The sequence below is a fragment of the Paraburkholderia sp. BR14374 genome, assembly GCF_040948685.1.
In the GTDB taxonomy this organism is placed as follows: Bacteria; Pseudomonadota; Gammaproteobacteria; order Burkholderiales; family Burkholderiaceae; genus Paraburkholderia; species Paraburkholderia youngii.
On the sequence record NZ_JBFPKF010000006.1, the window covers coordinates 133,203 to 148,842 of the forward strand.

12 protein-coding genes are annotated in these 15,640 nt (G+C 64.2%); 7 read left to right on the top strand and 5 right to left on the bottom strand.

Translation table 11 applies throughout. The features are described 5' to 3' along the window. Position 1 precedes the first annotated feature (1 nt). Together phnL and AB3X86_RS16480 are read left to right on the top strand one after the other, a co-directional pair. Positions 2-778 (top strand): phosphonate C-P lyase system protein PhnL, encoded by a 777-nt coding sequence (gene phnL / locus AB3X86_RS16475; protein ID WP_368596774.1) that lies wholly within the window; start codon positions 2-4, stop codon positions 776-778. Between the two features lie 36 nt (positions 779-814). Next, entirely contained in the window at positions 815-1,948 is a 1,134-nt protein-coding gene (locus AB3X86_RS16480) for an alpha-D-ribose 1-methylphosphonate 5-triphosphate diphosphatase (RefSeq protein WP_368596775.1), read from the top strand. A 63-nt stretch (positions 1,949-2,011) separates the two neighbouring features. Here AB3X86_RS16480 and AB3X86_RS16485 read toward each other — a convergent pair whose 3' ends face one another. Then, positions 2,012-3,850, bottom strand: a complete 1,839-nt coding sequence (locus AB3X86_RS16485; protein WP_368596776.1) for a diguanylate cyclase — start codon at positions 3,848-3,850, stop codon at positions 2,012-2,014. After that, a complete protein-coding gene (locus tag AB3X86_RS16490) occupies positions 3,850-5,079 on the bottom strand; it encodes an extracellular solute-binding protein (RefSeq protein ID WP_368596777.1) in 1,230 nt (409 codons plus the stop codon). Before AB3X86_RS16490 ends, AB3X86_RS16485 begins: the two co-directional genes overlap by 1 nt. Positions 5,080-5,731: 652 nt before the next feature. Between AB3X86_RS16490 and AB3X86_RS16495 the strand changes: the two genes are divergently transcribed. The 5 genes from AB3X86_RS16495 to AB3X86_RS16515 all read left to right on the top strand — a co-directional run bounded on the left by AB3X86_RS16495 (position 5,732) and on the right by AB3X86_RS16515 (position 12,068). Next, positions 5,732-6,514 (top strand): ABC transporter substrate-binding protein, encoded by a 783-nt coding sequence (locus tag AB3X86_RS16495; protein ID WP_176381064.1) that lies wholly within the window; start codon positions 5,732-5,734, stop codon positions 6,512-6,514. A 266-nt stretch (positions 6,515-6,780) separates the two neighbouring features. Then, a complete protein-coding gene (locus AB3X86_RS16500; protein WP_368596778.1) occupies positions 6,781-7,896 on the top strand; it encodes a succinylglutamate desuccinylase/aspartoacylase family protein in 1,116 nt (371 codons plus the stop codon). 331 nt (positions 7,897-8,227) lie between these two features. Next, entirely contained in the window at positions 8,228-9,409 is a 1,182-nt protein-coding gene (locus tag AB3X86_RS16505; protein ID WP_368596986.1) for a porin, read from the top strand. Positions 9,410-9,680: 271 nt separating this feature from the next. Continuing rightward, positions 9,681-10,973 (top strand): MFS transporter, encoded by a 1,293-nt coding sequence (locus AB3X86_RS16510; RefSeq protein ID WP_368596779.1) that lies wholly within the window; start codon positions 9,681-9,683, stop codon positions 10,971-10,973. A 42-nt stretch (positions 10,974-11,015) separates the two neighbouring features. Next, positions 11,016-12,068, top strand: coding sequence for a serine hydrolase domain-containing protein (locus AB3X86_RS16515; RefSeq protein ID WP_368596780.1), 1,053 nt, complete (start codon positions 11,016-11,018; stop codon positions 12,066-12,068). Positions 12,069-12,155: 87 nt separating this feature from the next. On the opposite strand, the gene AB3X86_RS16520 is transcribed toward AB3X86_RS16515, so the two are convergent. The 3 genes from AB3X86_RS16520 to AB3X86_RS16530 form a co-directional block, all read right to left on the bottom strand. Then, positions 12,156-13,889 (bottom strand): IlvD/Edd family dehydratase, encoded by a 1,734-nt coding sequence (locus tag AB3X86_RS16520; RefSeq protein WP_368596781.1) that lies wholly within the window; start codon positions 13,887-13,889, stop codon positions 12,156-12,158. 226 nt (positions 13,890-14,115) lie between these two features. After that, positions 14,116-14,541 carry a DUF1801 domain-containing protein gene (locus AB3X86_RS16525; protein WP_368596782.1) on the bottom strand — a complete coding sequence of 142 codons (426 nt, stop codon included), beginning with the start codon at positions 14,539-14,541 and terminating at the stop codon, positions 14,116-14,118. A gap of 121 nt (positions 14,542-14,662) precedes the next feature. Beyond that, positions 14,663-15,517 (bottom strand): lysostaphin resistance A-like protein, encoded by an 855-nt coding sequence (locus AB3X86_RS16530; RefSeq protein WP_368596783.1) that lies wholly within the window; start codon positions 15,515-15,517, stop codon positions 14,663-14,665. Positions 15,518-15,640 lie beyond the last annotated feature (123 nt).

Consider the following 15,640-nt stretch of genomic DNA (forward strand, 5'->3'; position numbering starts at 1 on the left):
AATGCAATCCACTGAGGTAGTAATTGACGCGGGCAGCGCGGCACGTCACGGCGAGCGCGCTTTCGCCGACAACGCGGCGCTGATGCTGCGCGCCACCGGCATCGGCAAGACTTTCACGCTGCACGGCCAGGGCGGTGTGCGAATCGACGCGCTCGCGAACGTATCGCTCGAAGTCGAGCGCGGTGAATGCGTGGTGCTGGTCGGGCCGTCGGGCGCGGGCAAAAGCACATTGCTGCGCTGTCTGTACGGCAACTATCTGGCGAGCACCGGCTCGATCGCGATTCGCGACACCAGCAATCAGGGCAGGCCCGTCACGATCACCGGTGCCGAACCGCGTGACGTGCTGCGTCTGCGACGTAGCGTGGTCGGCTATGTGAGCCAGTTTTTGCGCGTGATTCCGCGCGTGCCGACGCTCGCGCTCGTCGCCGAGCCGCTCATGCTGCACGGCGTCGCAGAACTCGAAGCAAACGCGCGCGCCGCTGAATTGCTCGCGCGGCTCAACGTGCCGGAACGTCTGTGGTCGCTCGCGCCCGCGACGTTTTCGGGTGGCGAGCAGCAGCGCGTGAACATCGCGCGAGGTTTGATCGCCGAACATCCGCTGTTGCTGCTCGACGAACCGACCGCTTCGCTCGATGCCGGAAACCGCGACGTTGTGGCCGATCTGATCGTCGAGGCGCGCGAGCGCGGCGCGGCGATCGTTGGTATCTTTCACGACGAAGAGACTCGCAACAAGGTCGCGACGCGCCGCCTGGAACTGCGGCCGCCGCTGCGGCATTAAATTGACACCAGTCCCGACTGACTACGGAGCAAGTCGATGTTGATCAGTAACGCTCGCATCGTGACGCGAGACGAAGAATTCATTGGCACCGTGCGCGTGGAAGACGGCGTGATTCGCGACGTCGAACGCGGCGCGAGTTCGGCGCGCAACGCCGAAGACTGGGACGGCGATTATCTGCTGCCCGGTCTGATCGAACTGCATACGGACAATCTCGAGAAGCACCTCGTGCCGCGTCCCGGCGTCGAATGGAATACCGACGCGGCTTTCGTGATCCACGACGCGCAGGTCGCCGCCGCCGGCATCACGACGGTGTTCGACGCGCTCGCGATCGGCTCGCGCTCGAGCGTTGGGCTGCGTAACCGCCACGTGCAAACGCAATGCGCCGAATCGCTGTTGCGGCTGTCCACGCGTCGGCTGCTGCGCGCCGAGCACTTTCTGCATCTGCGCTGCGAGATTGCGACCGCCGACGTGCTCGAAGTATTCGATTCGCTGTGCGCGCATCCGCTGTTGCGGCTCGCGTCGGTGATGGACCATACGCCGGGACAGCGCCAATGGCACGATCGCGAGCAATGGCGCCGCTTCCAGGAGCGCAACGGCAAGATGAGCGACGAGCGTGTTGCGAGCACACTCGCCGAACTCGCGGTCGAACAGGAGCGTTACGCGGATGAGCATCGCCGCGAGATCGTCGCGCGGTGCCGGCGGCTCGGCATTCCGGTCGCGAGTCACGACGACACGTTGATCGAGCACGTCGAACAGGCGAAGGCCGAGGGCATCGTGCTGGCCGAATTTCCAACCACGCGCATCGCCGCGCAAGCCGCGCGCGAGCACGGCATCGCAACGATCATGGGCGCGCCGAACATCGTGCGCGGCGGCTCGCATTCGGGCAACGTGTCGGCGCTCGAACTCGCGCGCGCGGGTCTGCTCGATATTCTGTCGTCGGATTACGTGCCGTCGAGCTTGCTGACCGCGGTGTTCGATCTCGTCGAAAAAGCGGGCTGGTCGCTGCCGCACGCGATGGCAACGGTCTCGGCCGAACCGGCGCGCACCGCCGGTCTCACGGACCGCGGCGCGATCGAGCCGGGCTTGTGCGCGGATCTCGTACGCGTGACGATGCTCGACAAGCTGCCAGTGCCGCGCGCGACTTATCGCGGCGGGGTGCGGATTGTTTGAGTGGGGAACCGAAGGCGCGTCTGCGTCTCAGCTCGACAGCTCAACGGCGCGGACAACACCGTGTCACGCGGTGGGCTCCTCCTCGCGCCCCTCGGTCGCATCGCGCGCGGCGTGCGCCTGGGCGAGTTGCTCGTGGGCAAGCCGCGCCTGCTCGGCCTGTTCGTGGAGCCGCATGGCGAGCAGATCCTGATAGCGCAGATACGCGCAGCGGCCACCCGATTTCGCCGCATACATCGCCGCATCGGCGTTCAGCAGCAGTTCCTCGGCATTGCCGCTGTCGTGCGGAAACTCGCTGATGCCGATGCTCGCGCCGACCGTCATGCTATTGCCGTCGACGCTCAGCATTTCGTTCAGCGCATCCATGATGCGCTCGGCGATTTCGGGCGTGACCTCGGCCGCGCGCTGCCCTTCGATCAGCACGATGAATTCGTCGCCGCCGAGCCGCGCGACCACGTCCCCGGCGCACAGCACATCCTTCAGACGGCGCGCGACCGCGACCAGCACCTTGTCGCCAACGGAGTGACCGAACTGATCGTTGATCTGCTTGAAGCGGTCGAGATCGACGAACAGCACCGCGAGGCCTTCGCGGCGGAAGCTTGCCTCCTCGATCGCGTTCTCGAGCTTCTGCATGAACAGCATGCGGTTCGGCAAGCCGGTCAGCACGTCGTGCGAGGCCAGATGCACGAGCTCGCTCTGCTTGCTGTGCAGCGCATCCATCTGCGCGCGGATTTCGCGGCGCAAACGCTCGAAGCAGCGCGCGAGCACGCCGATTTCGTCGGTGCGTTTGAGCGGCAAGGTGTGCATCGCGTGCTCGGCGAACAGATGCGTCGCCGCATGCGCGAGCTGATGCAGCGGCTTGGTCAGCGCTCGCGCGAACAGAATTGCCAGCAGTACCGACAAAGCGCTGAACACCAGCACCATGCGAATGATCCGCGTGCCGAGCTGATGCGCGCCGCTCAACACGTCCTCGAGCGGCTTCGCGAGACCGAGCACGATGAAGCGATTGCCTTCCGAATCGCCGAACGGCCGCCGCACGAACGCGAGCACCCGCCCGTGCGCCTCATAGGGCCGCGCGAGACCGTTGACGAGCACTTCGCTGCGCCGCTGCTCGAACAGCTGCTTCGTGACCGGGAAGCTGTCCTGCATCAGCACGCGCCGGCCGCGGTCGAAACCGAAGGTCTTCGACGCGTCGGGATGAACCAGGAAGTCGCCCCACTCGTTCGCCAGATAGACCTGGTAGTCGCTCGGCAGATCGCTCTGCAAACGCCGCAGCATGCCGGCCAGATCGACGTCGAGCACGACGACGCCGACCACCGTGCCGCGCGCATCCGCGATCGGCGTGCCGAGACGCAGCGTCGGCCTGCCTTGCGCCGCATGCGTGCCGTATTCGTGATTGATCGAAATCGGCGAGGTGTAGATGCGTCCCGGCGAAAACGCGAGCGTTTCGAATACGTAGGGAAACTGAGCTTTTTCCTGCAGATCGTCACCCTGTACACGCACGAGGCCGTCGCTGTCGCGATCGAAACGGATCAGCTCCAGCCCGTGATGCTGCCGCGTGATCAGCCGCACCTGCAGATACTCGGGGTGGTGCAGCATGAAGCTCGAATACACCTGCGCGAGCCGCTCGCGGCCGAGGTTCGGGCCGATGCCGTCGTCGGTCTGTGTGACGCTCACCGATGACGGCATCGTCGCCAGCACCAGCGCGTCTGCCGCGACGTCGTCGATCGATACGGCGATGCGCTGGCCGAGCAGCTCCGTCGAAGTCTGCAGGCTGCGCTCCGCTTCGTTGACCAGCATCGTGCGATTCGCGCGATACGCGTAATAGCCGGTCGCGCCCGACGCCAGCACGCCGATGCACGCGAGCAGCACGGATAGCTTGAAGGTCAGGCCGCGATGCAGCATCAGAAGCGCTCCGAACGGTCGCCCGACACGATGCGCGTCCACAATTGCTCGCGGCGGTCGATATCCTCGACCGGACCGATCCAGACGATGTGCGCGTTGGGGTTGCCTTCGGCCGGCTCGGTCAGCGTATTCGCGAGCCCCTGGCGCTGTGTCAGCAGCGCGCTCACGCTCGGCTCGAGCATGTAGTTGATCCACGCGAGCGCGAGCGGCTGGTCGCTCGCCGCGCGCGTCATCGACCAGCAGTCGAGCCACGCGAGCGCGCCTTCGTCCGGAATCACATAGCCAACGTCGGCGCCCGCGCGCCGCAGCAACTGCACCTGCTGCGTGCCGTAATTGCCGAACATCAGTGCGACCTTGTGCTGGATGAAGAACGCGGTCGCCTCCTCGGGCAGCGTGTAGTAGGTCAGCAGATTGCGGCGCAGCTCGACGAGCTTGTGCGCGATCGTGCGCATCTGCGCGGGGTCGAGTTGAAACGGATGCGGATAGCCGAGCGCGAGCGCGGTGAACGAGAAGTTGTGCTGCGCGCTATTGAAGTCGAGCACCTTGCCCCGATAGCGCGGGTTCCACAGTTCGAGCATCGAATGCGGCGCCACCGGAATCTGCTTGCGATCGTAGATCAGGCCCATCGACGAATAGGTGAACGGAATCGCGTAGACCTTGCCCGCCGACGTCAGGCCGCCGATCGAGCCGAGCGCCTGGAAACGCGGCAACTGCTTCTTCGTATTGGGCAGACTCGCGAGATCGAGCGGCGCAAGCAGATTAGCCTGCGCATAACGGCGAATTTCGGCGGTGTTGGCGGCGAGTACGTCGAAAGGCGGCTCGCCCTTGCTATGCATCTGCGCCCACAGCGCCTCGTCGGAATCGACCAGCGTAACCTCGACCTTCGCGCCGTAGCGCGCTTCGAACGCCTTGACGACATCCGGGTCCGCGTAGCCGGGCCATGCGAGTACGTGCAGCACCTTGTCGGCAGCCGCGGCTGGCGTGGCCACGGCGAAACTCGCGCACAGCAGTGCGCCTGTCAGAACGCGCAACGCGCGGGGCAAAACGTCGCACCAAAATCCCGATACGCCAATCGATATAAATCCCGATGTAGTTCGCGACAAAAAGCCGATAAAAAAACGGCGCTGCAATAATGCCGCGCGAACCCGCGCGCCGACGCTCGCGATTTGTCGCTTAAAAGTCTGTTTACAAGAGCCTGTTTGATCCGCCATGAACGACATCGTGCGCATGAATAAACACCGTTGAGCAGAAAGGTCTTTTGATCCAGCGCAAATGCGCGGCATTTGAATCTTGACGGCTGTCCGACGATTTGCTTCAGTGCGATCCGCGCCTGCGCGGGCGGTCGGCGTCCTACGCATGGAGCATCGATGATAGCGCCAAAAGCCGTGGTTTTCGCACAGGTTCGAAACCGCTGCGCAAAAATATCGGCGCTGGTAATACCGTGTAAGCCAATGGTCTCGAGGCCGCTGTTAAATAACGGCAAATTCGGCCACGAGCTTTAACGATATCCACGTTTCAAACCCGCGTTTCGAACCGCTTTTCGGCGAATTCGCAAAGAATGCCGCCGTATATTCCGGTCGATCACGCTCGCCGGCTCACCGTATTACCCCTCGTGCATTACACCCGTGTTACGCAAACACCACCAACAGTGTACGATCCGGTCCCATCGGCTTGGGCGCACGCGTCGCTCTAGAGGGCCTCCTCCTGCGCCATCCGGTGTTTTACTAGCTTCCCAATATTTTTGAACTGATAAGCTTGGCGCGCGTTGCAGGCCACCCCGGCTTGCATCCTGACCAGAAGCCCGTTTGCGAGTCGCGCCGGGCGTCCCGAGGCGGCACAACCGTCGAGGGCGAAATTGAACTACACCGAGGAGTAAAAATAGTGAAAAAACTGCTAGCGGCTTTGACGGTTGCCTTGATTGCCACCGTCTCCATTGGCGCACACGCTAAAGATTGGTCGACGATCCGTTTTGGCGTTGATGCCAGCTATCCCCCGTTCGAGTCGAAAGGCGCAGACGGCAAGCTCGTTGGCTTCGATATCGACCTCGGCAACGAAATCTGCAAGCGCGTCGGTGCGAAGTGCGTGTGGGTGGAAAACGACTTCGACGGCATGATCCCGGCACTGAAGGCGAAGAAGTTCGACGGCGTGCTGTCGTCGATGTCGATGACGCCGCAACGCGCCGAACAGATCGCCTTCTCGTCGAAGCTGTTCAACACGCCGACGCGCCTCGTCGCGAAGCAGGGCTCGGGCATCCTGCCGACCGCTGAATCGCTGAAGGGCAAGACGGTGGGCGTCGAACAGGGCACGATCCAGGAAACCTACGCGAAGACGTACTGGGAACCGGCTGGCGCGAAAGTCGTGCCGTATCAGAACCAGGACCAGGTCTACGCCGACCTGATCTCGGGCCGTCTGGACGCAGCGCTGCAGGACGCAGTGCAGGCTGACCAGGGCTTCCTGAAGACGCCGCGCGGCAAGGGCTTCGCGTTCGTCGGCCAGGACCTCAACGATCCGAAGATCCTCGGCAGCGGCGCCGGCATCGGCATGCGCAAGGAAGATACCGATCTGAAGGCGAAGGTCGACAAGGCGATCGCCGACATGATCAAGGACGGCACCTACAAGAAGATCGAGAAGAAGTACTTCGACTTCGACGTGTACGGCAGCTAAATCGCCCACGCGCGCCGCACGGCGCGCCGGCAGCTTGTCCGAAACGGGCTCCGCGATGCGGAGCCCGTTTTGTTTTGCGGCTCCACATCCAGCCACATGAAGCCACATCGTGGGGCATATCGGCTAAGATCGTGCAACGCGCGGTCGCCGGGAGACAGGTGGCCGCAGTCCGCGCACGCGGACCTCGCGCGCAGCCGGCGCGCACCTTTCCCCTTGCAATCAACAACCTAGCGCGGCCGCTACGAACGGGCTGCGAAGTCAAAACCATGCAAACCCAGACCCATCCGCTGATTGCCCCGTCGCTTGGCACCGCCCGTGAACTGACGAGTTTCCACTACGGTCCCGGCGGCGGACAGAAAATCTATATCCAGTCGTCGCTGCACGCGGACGAGCTGCCCGGCATGCTGGTGTCGTGGTCGCTGCGCCGCAAGCTGGCCGCGCTCGAGGCCGCGGGCAAGCTGCGCGGAGAAGTCGTGGTGGTGCCGGTGCCGAATCCGATCGGCCTGAACCAGCATCTGCTCGGCCAGATGCTCGGGCGCTTCGAAACCGGCAGCGCGCAGAACTTCAACCGCAACTTCTACGACCTCGCGGAACTCGTGCTGCCGACCATCGAGTCGCGTCTGACCGGCGACATAGATGAGAACCGCGCCGCCATTCGCGCGGCGATGCGCGAAGCGCTCGACGAGCAGAAGCCGACCACCGAACTCGGCTCGCAACGCCTCGCGCTGCAAAAACTCTCGTACGACGCCGACGTCGTGCTCGACCTGCATTGCGACTGGGAAGCCGCGATGCACCTGTATACCAATCCGGACTTGTGGCCGGAAGTCGAACCGCTAGCGCGCTACATCGACGCGAAGGCGTCGCTGCTCGCGCTGAACTCGGTCGGCAATCCGTTCGACGAGATCCACAGCTTCTGCTGGTCGGATCTGCGCGGCCGTTTCGGCGAGCGCTTCCCGATCCCGAACGGCGGCATCTCGGTCACGATCGAACTGCGCGGCCAGCGCGACGTGTCGTACGAGTACGCGGAAAAAGACGCACAGGCGATCATCGAGTATCTGACCCTGCGCGGCGTGGTCGACGGCGAACCGGCGCCGCTGCCGCCGCTCGAATTCGCGGCGACGCCGCTCGCGGGCGCCGAGCCGCTCGTCGCGCCGATCAGCGGCGTGCTCGTGTATCGCTGCGAGGTCGGCACGTGGGTCGACGTGGGCCGGGAAATCGCCGACATCGTCGATCCGTTGACGGACCGCGTCGTCACGATCAAGAACACCGTGGCCGGCCTGCTGTACGCGCGGCATCTGGCGCGTTTCGCGACGGCCGGCCTCGAGTTCGCGCGCATCGCCGGCGCGACGCCGTTCCGCAGCGGCTCGTTGCTGAGCAACTGACGCCAACGCCGCTGCGACCGGCGATGCCGTCGCAGCCGGCCATATGTAACTGTATTTTCATGCAGCAGCCGAAGTAACCGATCGCCCGCCGCCTGGCGGGCGATCCGCTGTCACACGCCCCGCTTCGCTCCAAGGTCGATCGACCCGCCCCGCCACCGACACACCCGCCCCCGGTGCCCACGCAAAGTGTCGCGCCGACACGACACCATGGAAAAAATTTTTTCCTGTCACAGACCTTACTCAGCGTTCCCTTAAATTGCCGGCCATCGCGCGACGTTGCCGCAGAGCAGCGCGTCGCGATCGCCAAAATTCGCTAACTCGGAGAAGTATGTTGAACAAGAAAATCCTGACCGCCGCTACGCTTGCCGTCTTCGCCTCCGCCGCTCACGCACAAAGCAGCGTCACGCTGTACGGCTTGATCGATGCGGGTATCAGCTACGTGAACAACTCGAAAACGTCCACCGGCCATAGCAGCCTGACGAAGTATGACGACGGCGTCGCGCAAGGCAGCCGTTGGGGTCTGCGTGGCACGGAAGACCTCGGCAACGGCCTGAAGGCGCTGTTCGTGTTGGAAAACGGCTTCAACAGCGGTAACGGCACCGCCGGCCAAGGCGGCGCGATGTTCGGTCGCCAGGCCTATGTCGGTGTGTCGCAGAACGACATCGGCTCGCTGACGTTCGGCCGCCAGTACTCATTCTCGACCGACTACCTCGGCTCTAACTACTCGACCGGCGGCCTGACCGTCGCGGGCAACTACGCTTACCACATCAACGACGTCGACCAGCTCACCTCGAGCCGTATCAACAACTCGGTCAAGTTCAGCAGCGCGAACTTCTCGGGCCTGACCTTCGGCGCGATGTACGGCTTCTCGAACACGGCAGGCGGCTTTGCCGGCACGCCGGGTACGGGCACGTCGGCTGCACCGGTTGCGGGTTCGTCGCGCGCTTACAGCTTCGGCGCGAACTATGCGAACGGCCCGTTCGGTATCGGCGCAGCGTACACGGACATCCGTTACCCGGGCCAGGCATCGCCGGCCTTCTCGACTTCACTGGCTAACGTAAGCTTCCCGACGCTCGGCACCGGCCAGATCCAGGATCTGCGCTCGTTCGGCGTTGGCGGCCGCTACGCATTCGGCCCGGCGACGCTGTGGGCCCTGTACACGAACACGCGCCTCGCACCGATCTCGGGTGGCTCGACCACGTTCGCAGCCTACGAAGCGGGCGCGAAGTACGCGGTCACGCCGGCGATCACGGCAGGCGCGGGCTACACGTACATGCACCTGAGCGGCGCGAATGTCGGTCACTGGAACCAGGTTAACCTGAGCGGCGACTACGCGCTGTCGAAGCGCACGGACGTCTACGTGCTGGGCATCTATCAGATCGCATCGGGCCACAACGCCGCAACTGGCGACCTGCAGGCACAGATCGGTTCGAGCACGAGCTACTTCAACACGTCGGGCGTCGGCGCCGACAACCAGCTCGCGTTCCGCGTCGGTATGCGTCACAAGTTCTAAGCAGACGATTAGCGGTGGGGAACACTCGTGTTCCCTGCCTGGCTGAATCCATGAAAAGCGCCCTACGGGGCGCTTTTCTTTTGCAGCGCGGTGTTGTCGATCCAGGTCATCACGATTTCGCTTTGCCTTTTCGGCAACGATATCTGCCAAATATTGTAATTGTCTATAAATATCGGCCACCCCAACATCGGGTCACACGCTTCGATCCCGCGCCCGCGCCGCTCACGCGACCCTGCCGGCGCAACTCCCAATGCCGCCCGAGGACTTCGACATGAGCATGGACTCCGCCACCACCGCCGACGCGCTCGCGCGGCACACCTCGCGCTCGAGCGTATCGCGGCTAATTCTCGCGACCTCTATCGGCAACGCGCTGGAGTTCTACGATCTGGTCGTGTACGGCTACTTCGCGGCCGTGCTGTCGCGTACGTTTTTTCCGGTGCACGACCGCACTGTGTCACTGCTGCTTACGCTCGGCACCTTCGCGCTGTCGTATCTCGCACGACCGATCGGCGCGCTCGCACTCGGCTCGTTCAGCGACCGCAAAGGCCGCAAGGCATCGCTGACGCTATCGATTGCAATGATGACGCTCGGCACCGGCATGATCGCGCTGATGCCGTCGTATGCGGCGATCGGCGTGCTCGCGCCGATCGGCGTATTCGCGTCGCGGCTGTTGCAGGGCTTCTCGGCGGGCGGCGAGTTCGGCAGCTCGACCGCGTTTCTGATCGAACATGCGCCCGAGCGCAAGGGCTTCATGGCGAGCTGGCAGTTCTCGAGCCAGGGCGCGAGCACGCTGCTCGCGTCGCTGTTCGGCGCGGTGTTGACAAGCACGCTGAGCACCGCGCAACTCGAAGGCTGGGGCTGGCGCATTCCATTCCTGTTCGGCCTGCTGATCGGTCCGGTCGGGCTGTATATTCGCCGCCGCATCGACGAAACGCCGGAATTCGAGCGCGCGGAGAAATCCGCCGCGCCGGTGCGAGAACTGCTCGCGACGCAAAAGGAACAGGTGCTCGTGTCGATCGGCGCGCTCGTGCTGACCACCACGGCCAACTACATGCTGCTCTACATGCCGACCTACGCGGCGCGGCAACTCGGGCTCGCGCCGTCGTCGGGCTTCATCGCGACGCTCGCGGCCGGTCTGATCATGATGGTGCTCACGCCGATCGTCGGTCATCTGTCCGACAAGGTGGGCCGTGTGCGCATCATGCTCTGCGCCGGTGCGCTGTTCTTCGCGACCGTCTATCCGGCCTTCATGCTGATGAACGCGCATCCGTCGCTCGGCTCGTTGCTGGCCGCGGTCACGTGGGTCGCGATGCTGAAGGCGAGCTACTTCGCGCCGATTCCGGCCATGATGTCCGAGCTGTTCCCGACCCGCACGCGAACGACCGGCATGGCGTTCGGCTACAACATCGGCACCACCGTGTTCGGCGGCTTCACGCCGCTCGCGGTCGCCGCGCTGATCGCGGCAACCGGCAATAACCTCGCACCCGGCCTCTATCTGATGCTCGCGGCCGTGCTCAGCCTTTTCACCGTGATGTGGTCACGCGTGCGACTGCACGCACGCTGAGTCTTGCCTAGCGAGCTTCGTCGAACCGACAGGAACTTTTCCATGCAAGACCGTTTGCAACACGCCGTGCAGTTCGCGGTGGATCATGAATCGCTTTGGGACCGCCACGTGGGTGGCGCGTGGGGTGTGCACGTGAACGACCCGCCGCCGTGGAACAAGCTGCTCGGTCCCGTGCATGATCGCGGGCCGGTATCGGGGGCGATCGCCGTCGACGGACGCGTGCTGACGAGCTGGGGCGAGCCGGATCGCGCGGATTTGACCTTCAGCGTCGCAAAGATGTACCTCGCGCTGCTCGCCGGCGTCGCGCACGATCGCGGCCTGTTGCCCGACGTCGATGAGCCGGTGCGCGTGCGCGTGCCCAACATCGGCTTCGACGACGAACACAACGCGCCGATCGGCTGGGCGCATCTGCTGCAGCAAACCAGCGAATGGCGCGGCACGTACTTCGGTTTGTCGGATCAGGCGGATCACTACCGCGCGGTCAATTTCGCCGCGCCGCCCGATGGCAGGAAAGGCGACCCGCGTCCGCTGCAACGGCCGGGCAGCTACTGGGAATACAACGACGTCCGCATCAACCAGTTCTCGCTCGCACTGCTGCATCTGTTCCGTCAGCCGCTGCCCGAGGTGTTTCGCGAAGCGATCATGCGGCCAACCGGTGCGAGCGAAAACTGGCAATGGGTCGGCTACGACGACGCGTGGGTCGAAATCGACGGGCGACGCATGCAGCCGGTGCCGGGCGGCACGCACTGGGGCGGCGGCATGTCGGTGAGCGCGAACGATCAGTTGAAGGTTGCGCAGATGCTGCTCGATGACGGCGTCGCGAACGGCCAGCGCGTGCTGTCGTCCGAATGGATCGCGCGCATGCGTACGCCGTGCGCGATCGCGCCGTTCTATGGCTACCTCGTGTGGCTCAACACCGGGCGCAAGGTGTTCCCGAACGTGCCGGAGTCGAGCTACTTCGGCATTGGCGCGGGAAGTTCGTTCACGTGGGTCGAACCGGAGCGGCGCATGACGGTGGTCGTGCGCTGGCTGAATCCGGCCGCGGCCAACGAGTTCTTCGGGCTTGTGCTCGATGCGGTCGATAACCTCGGCTGATAGCCACCAGTCAAAAAAAATGCGGGCGATGCACGAATGCATCGCCCGCATGGTCATGGTTCGAGCCGTTATCGTTGCAACGGCGCGTCAGTGCGAATGCCGCGGCACCGCGGAGCCTCGACACCCAACGAGGAAGTCGAGGTCGCAGCCCTCATCGGCCTGCAACACGTGATCGATATACAGGCGCCGGTAGCCGCCACCTTCCGGCGGCTCGGGCGGCACATGCTTCGCGAGACGGCGCTCGAGCTCCGCGTCGCTGATATCGAGGTGCAGCGTGCCCGCGTCACAGTCGAGCTCGATCCAGTCGCCGTCCTGCACCGCGGCGAGCGGGCCGCCGGCCGCCGCTTCCGGCGTCACGTGCAGCACCACGGTACCGTACGCGGTGCCGCTCATGCGCGCATCGGAAATCCGCACCATGTCCTTCACGCCCTGCTTCAGCAGCTTCGGCGGCAGGCCCATGTTGCCGACTTCGGCCATGCCCGGATAACCCTTCGGCCCGCAGTTCTTCATCACCAGCACCGAGTTCGCATCGACCTCGAGCGTTTCGTCGACGATGCGCGACTTGTAGTGCTCGAAGTTCTCGAACACGACCGCGCGCCCGCGATGCTTGAGCAACTCGGGCGTCGCCGCCGACGGCTTCAGCACCGCGCCGCGCGGCGCGAGATTGCCGCGCAGCACGCGAATGCCGCCATCGGCGACGAGCGGCTTGTCGAGCGGACGGATCACTTCGTCGTTGGTGTTGGGCGCATCCTTCACGTTGTCCCACAGCGTCTTGCCGTTGACCGTCAACGCCTCCGGATGCGGCAGCAGCTTCGCTTCGCCGAGCCGGCGCAGCACGGCCGGCAGACCGCCCGCGTAATAAAACTCTTCCATCAGGAAACGGCCCGACGGCATCAGGTCGACGATCGTCGGCGTGTCGCGGCCGATGCGCACCCAGTCGTCGAGTTCGAGATCGACACCGATGCGCCCCGCGATCGCCTTCAGATGAATCACCGCATTGGTCGAGCCGCCGATTGCCGCATTGACGCGAATCGCGTTGGTGAACGCCTCGCGCGTGAGGATCTTCGACAGCTTCAGGTCTTCGAGCGCCATCTCGACGATGCGGATGCCCGACATATGCGCGAGCACGTAGCGGCGCGAGTCGACCGCGGGAATCGCCGCGTTGTGCGGCAGCGACGTGCCGAGCGCCTCGGCCATGCAGGCCATCGTCGACGCGGTGCCCATCGTGTTGCAGGTGCCCGCCGAGCGCGACATGCCCGCCTCGGCCGACAGAAACTGATGCAGATCGATCTCGCCGGCTTTCAGCGATTCGTGCAGCTGCCACACCGCGGTGCCCGAGCCGATGTTCTTGCCGTCGAGCTTGCCGTTCAGCATCGGGCCGCCGGTCACGACGATCGCCGGCACGTCGCAGCTCGCCGCGCCCATCAGGAGCGCGGGGGTCGTCTTGTCGCAGCCGGTCAGCAGCACCACCGCGTCGATCGGATTGCCGCGGATCGCTTCCTCGACGTCCATCGCCGCGAGATTGCGCGTGAGCATCGCGGTCGGACGCAGATTCGATTCGCCGTTCGAGAACACCGGGAACTCGACCGGGAAGCCGCCCGCTTCGTAGATGCCGCGCTTCACATGCTCGGCGAGCTTGCGAAAGTGCGCGTTGCACGGTGTCAGCTCGGACCACGTGTTGCAAATACCGATCACAGGGCGCCCGTCGAACTCATGATCCGGGATGCCCTGATTCTTCATCCAGCTTCGATACATGAAGCCGTTCTTGTCAGCCGTGCCGAACCATTCGGCCGAGCGCAATTTCCGCTTTTTTTCCGACATGCTAGGTCCTTGATGCATGCGCCGGGACCCTCACCGGCATATTTGACTGAAGCGGCCCACCCGGCGCCACGGCGCATGGCTTGCCGCTCAATGTCCAGGGATGGTGAAGTGTACGGAGCGGGGTGATATCTTTCCAATTATATTTTGGGCGATATCCATATCAGTTCTGGTATCAATCCGCTGGCTCTGGCGGCGCGGCGGGGCCAGCGAGCAGACCGTGCCGGCTTCAGGCGTCGCCGGGCGTCGGCTTACGGCTTGCTTTCGGTACTGCGCCGCGCGCATTCTTCTTCAGATGACTCTGGTTATAGTCGATCGCGGCGCGGATCAGCGCTTTCAGTGCGCGCTCGTCGACCTCGTCGCGCTCGAAGAAGTCGATCGCGCGCCGCGCGTTGCCTTCGAAGCCCGCGTTGAACAAACCGTGCGGGTCGGCCAGGCCCGCCCCGTGCGCGAAGGTCAGCTTGACCTTACCCTTGTGCGCGTTGGCGACCGCGATCATGCCGTCGCGCGACCAGACCGGACTACCCATCCACTTGAATTCCTCGACGATCGCCGGGTCCGCCGCCAGCACGCATTGACGGATGCGAGCGAAGGTCGCGCCGCGCCAGTCGGTGAGTCCTGCGATCAGTTCGTCGATACGTTCGGATGCGTTCATCGGCGTGTGGCCCTCGTAAGCGGAGAAACGTAGAGGTTGAACCGTCGGGATGCCGCAACGATCCAGTCATTGGTAATCTTCGCCTGGATTCGCGGCCAGCGCACGGCCGATCCACGTCGTTTCAGAGCTTGCCCGCGAGCTGCAGCATCGGATACGTGAAGAAGAAAAAGTGGACCACGTTCAGCCCGAAATGTGCGAGCACCGCCGCAGATAAGCCGCCGAAGCGATACGCCAGCCCATAGCCGATGCCCGCCACACTTCCGAGCACGATCCACTGCCATCCGCCCGCGCCATGTGCGAGGCCGAACAGCGCGGCCGCCACGCATAGCGCGAGCAGGTCTGCCCTTTTCCAGCGCGCGAACAGTCGCGTCAAACCGCCTTGCAGATAGCCGCGAAACAACGCCTCTTCGGTAAGCGTGACGAGAAAGAGATTGTTCACCAACCACAGCACGCTGTCGGCGGGCCGCTTCGGCGCCCATCCGACGATCCCCAGCGACAACGCAACGGCCATGCAGGCCGCGACCGTGATCAGCCAACCGGCGACGCCGGCGACTAACCACGTGCGCAGCGCGTGCGGCGGCCGAATCCACGGCAAGGCGAGCAGCAGCCAGAAGCCGATCAGCGGCTTGTCGAAATTGAGGTACATCGTGAAGGGCACGGCATCCGGCGTGAGATGCACGGGGCCGATCACGCGTGGGTTATGAAAGCCGGGTAGCCAATGCAGGCTGAGCCCGATCGCGAGCGCGACGAACAGCAGATGACCAGCGTATCGAACGTAACGCTGGCGAGCCGGCGACACCGCGTACGCGGCCACGCCAAGCAACGCAATGGCGACGCTCGCGAAAGGGCCGAGCTGCCCGGTCGACAACGCCGTGCCGTATCCGATCACGAGCAGGCCGACGCCCAGCCAGCGAAACGTGCTGGCCCACGTCGCCGGCGCGGCGAGAAAAATCGCGATCCACGGTAGTGCGAACATAGATAGGTTCGAAGTCAGGCTTGCAGTGATTGCTGTCTTTGCGTGCGAGCGTGACTCTAGCATTCAAATACCGCTGGACCGCGAGAACGGCCGTCCCGTACGTTGGCGAACGTCGTTTCTCCG